Raw genomic sequence first — 3,144 nt, 5'->3', positions numbered from 1 at the left:
ATTTAATGGTATAGCGAAGCAACAAAAAACGGCACCGATAAGAATTACTCTTATCAGTACCGAATATTCTAGAATCGTTTTAGTTAATAGAAAAGTGTGACAGAAACGCCCAACTTTTCATGATCAAAATCTAGCAAATGTGGCAAAGCCCTAGAATAATCCCCAGGACCATAATCCCTAACATAACCCAGTTGACATTTACGTGCTTCTTGTAGATGAGGTAGAATGCAAACAGAGTTACGCATAACGGTACTAAACCGACGAACAGCTGGTCTAAGTAGGTTTGGATTTTCATAACCTGGCTGCTTCCCTTAACGGCAATCGATAAAATAGTAGTAAATTTAACGTTGGAAGCTGTCATGGAACCCATCATCATCAAACCAAGCAAACTCGAAACCTTGGTCAAGATCTTCATACCGCCTGATTCATACAACCGTTCAATAAAGTTGGTCCCGACGGTGTAGCCACCATATAGTGAATAATATTGAATGATCATTGCTGGGATGTTGTAAAGCAGCCAGAAGACAATTGCTCCCAGTGGCGAGCCAGCACTAGCCAAAGAAATCCCAATACCAGCAGCAACAACCCGAAGAATGCCCCAGAAGAAGGAGTCCCCGATACCGGATAAAGGTCCCATCAGCGAAGCCTTCACGGCAGTGATTGAGCTTGCATCAAAATTCTTAGGATCTTCCGCATTCTTCTTTTCCATTGAAGTAACTAAACCAACAATGAAGTCGTTTAAGTGCAAAGTAGCATTGAACCATGTCGTGTGCCGTACGATCGCCTTAGTTCGCTCTTCTTTATTATTTTTGTAGAAGAGATCAATCGCTGGCATGATGGTCCATAAGAACCCTAAACCATGGTATTGCGTAGCACCAGTTCTTGATGCATTCATTGCGTATGAGCGCCAGAAGACACGACGCATCATTTTGCGTTCATCAGGTTTTAGATTTTTACTTAATTTCATCATGAGAAGAAGTCCTCCTCTTCTTCTTCCTTGCTCGTATGAGCGGAAGAGTTATTGGTTTGTGATACGCCTTGTTTCTGCATCTGGTTTAGCCGCATTTCGTTTTGGGCAACGACAACGCAGATAACAATCCCGATCGCCGCAACAGCTACCGCTGGCAGTTTAACGTAAGCTGTCAAAACAAAACCTAATAGGTAGTAAACCGCAAGCTTGTTATCCCACAGTAACTTCATCAGTATAGCGAACCCAACTGCTGGTAATAAACCACCGGCTGCGTTCAAACCATTCATAACAACCTTTGGGATTTCTTTAACGAAAGTGTTAACTGGGCCGGAACCTGCCAGCACACCAACGAATGAAACAGCGGAAATAATTAGGTAGTAGAATGCCCAAGTACCCCACTGCAAAGCATTAATTTTGTGCTCATTGCCTTCAGCAGCAATTTTGTCCAGAACCGGAGCAAAAATGTTAAACAGCACGTTCTTCATGAACATAACCATGAAAGCGGCCAACATACCAATAGGAATGGCAAGCGTTATGGCAGCACCCTTACTAACACCAGCGGTGATCGCAAAAGTAGTCGAAATAACAGTTGCCGTAACGGGTTCAGCAGAAATAACCCCACCGATGTTGACATTACCTAGGAAGACAGCTTCAAGCGAAGCCCCCATTAATATACCAATCCGCATGTCGCCCATCAGTAACCCAGTTACCAAGCCGACAACAAGCGGACGTTCCAACATACTTTGCCCGGTAAGGTAGTTACCACCGAAACAGATGAAGACTGCAAGTGCAGCCAAAAATGCATGAGTTAGCATTTGATTTTACCTCCTCATATAATTAGAACTTTTCAAGCGCCTCTGCCAGGTCTTTCCGTTCATTGGAAGGTAAAACCTGATTGTAAGTATCTACACGTTTCAAAGCAGCTAGTTCTTTAGCCGCCTTTAGTTCATCAGGATTCAATTGAACACTGTGGAAGACCTTAACTTTGCTCTTAGGGTCGGACTTGTCAAAACGACCAGCATTGGCAACGTTAACGGCTTCAATGTCTTGAACATTTTGGGCAATTTTATTAGCATCAGAAACACAATTGCAGATGCCAAAAATTCGCTTATCCTTGCCGCGCGGATCATTAAAAATCCGAATAGCATCTTTCACAGAACGAATTAACAATTTGGTACCATCAGGCACCGCCATTTTTAAAGTCATCTGCATCACTTTGTCATTAGCAGCATGGTCATTAGCAACAACGAGTAATGGTGTATTTAATTCTTTCGTCCAAACTACAGCTACTTGGCCATGAATTAAACGATCGTCAACTCTTAATTGTGCAAGTATGTTTGTTACCTCCTGATTTAGGCGAAGAAGTCATCAGCATCTTCGCCACTATTACTATCCGAAGTCTCCAGTTTAACTAACTTAACTGCTGACTCCCCAATTGCTTTGTTGATAATATCGTCCGTAAGTTTGGTATCTACTGGTTGTAAAATAACTGACAAAATAATAGCTAAATTAGAATTTGCAATCAGAAAAATATCTTTGCCAGACTTAGCCGCTAAGCGTGCCACTACTTTTTGATTCACAGATCCGCCATACAGATCTGTAAAGATAACCCCTTGTTCATTTGGGCCAATACTATCAATAAATGCATCAATTTTTGGTGTGTAATCGGAGTCATCAAGATAGGCATCAATAACGGAAACCTTATCTCCTTTACCCGTCAGGATATTTAAAGAACTCTGAAAACCACTGGCTAATTTGCCGTGCGTCGCAATTAAATACTTCATTGATTTCGCCTCCTTCAAATAGTGAATGTTATAACAACAACATAAAAAAGCTATTAATGGAAGCGTTTGCATAGAAAATGATTATCGTCTGGTTGTTAATTATATTTTGATAAGGTATAATAATATTTTAAGTAATTAATATATAATGCAAACTATTTATTCAATTATATCTTAAATAGTCCACGATCCATTAAATTAAGTTATTGGTGGATTAAAAAAATAGCGAAATCACGAACAATTGTGACTCGCTATTTTAATAATAATTCATACGAAAATTTTTTATTTATTTTTTAAATCAAAAATAATTTTACTGTCCTAAATTTCAAGAATAAGTTAGCCACTGGACTCAAATAAATAATACTGACCAATTGATTATTGGTTGATGGAGCT

4 protein-coding genes are annotated in these 3,144 nt (G+C 39.9%); all 4 read right to left on the bottom strand.

The features are described 5' to 3' along the window. Positions 1-130: 130 nt before the first annotated feature. From QOR82_RS08905 to QOR82_RS08890, 4 genes are read right to left on the bottom strand one after another with little or no spacing between them, the layout of a single operon-like run. Complete coding sequence (locus QOR82_RS08905; protein ID WP_283584389.1) at positions 131-967, bottom strand: PTS system mannose/fructose/sorbose family transporter subunit IID; 837 nt, start codon at positions 965-967, stop codon at positions 131-133. After that, the gene (locus tag QOR82_RS08900; RefSeq protein ID WP_283584387.1) at positions 967-1,785 is read right to left on the bottom strand and encodes a PTS mannose/fructose/sorbose/N-acetylgalactosamine transporter subunit IIC; all 819 of its coding nucleotides are present in this window, start codon (positions 1,783-1,785) and stop codon (positions 967-969) included. The genes QOR82_RS08905 and QOR82_RS08900 overlap by 1 nt, the downstream gene beginning before the upstream one ends. A 22-nt stretch (positions 1,786-1,807) precedes the next feature. Then, positions 1,808-2,305 (bottom strand): PTS system mannose/fructose/N-acetylgalactosamine-transporter subunit IIB, encoded by a 498-nt coding sequence (locus tag QOR82_RS08895; RefSeq protein ID WP_283584388.1) that lies wholly within the window; start codon positions 2,303-2,305, stop codon positions 1,808-1,810. 17 nt (positions 2,306-2,322) lie between these two features. After that, positions 2,323-2,754 (bottom strand): PTS sugar transporter subunit IIA, encoded by a 432-nt coding sequence (locus QOR82_RS08890; protein ID WP_283584386.1) that lies wholly within the window; start codon positions 2,752-2,754, stop codon positions 2,323-2,325. Positions 2,755-3,144: the final 390 nt, after the last annotated feature.

Source organism: Limosilactobacillus difficilis, from assembly GCF_947387495.1.
Lineage (GTDB): Bacteria > Bacillota > Bacilli > Lactobacillales > Lactobacillaceae > Limosilactobacillus > Limosilactobacillus difficilis.
The sequence above is the reverse complement of the archived record's forward strand: the minus strand, read 5'-3'. Positions and strand labels throughout refer to the sequence as shown.

Excerpts from the sequence above, each read along its gene's own strand:
- QOR82_RS08890 (WP_283584386.1), bottom strand. The coding sequence starts at position 2,754 with ATGAAGTATTTAATTGCGACGCACGGCAAATTAGCCAGTGGTTTTCAG.
- QOR82_RS08905 (WP_283584389.1), bottom strand. The coding sequence starts at position 967 with ATGAAATTAAGTAAAAATCTAAAACCTGATGAACGCAAAATGATGCGT.
- QOR82_RS08900 (WP_283584387.1), bottom strand. The coding sequence starts at position 1,785 with ATGCTAACTCATGCATTTTTGGCTGCACTTGCAGTCTTCATCTGTTTC.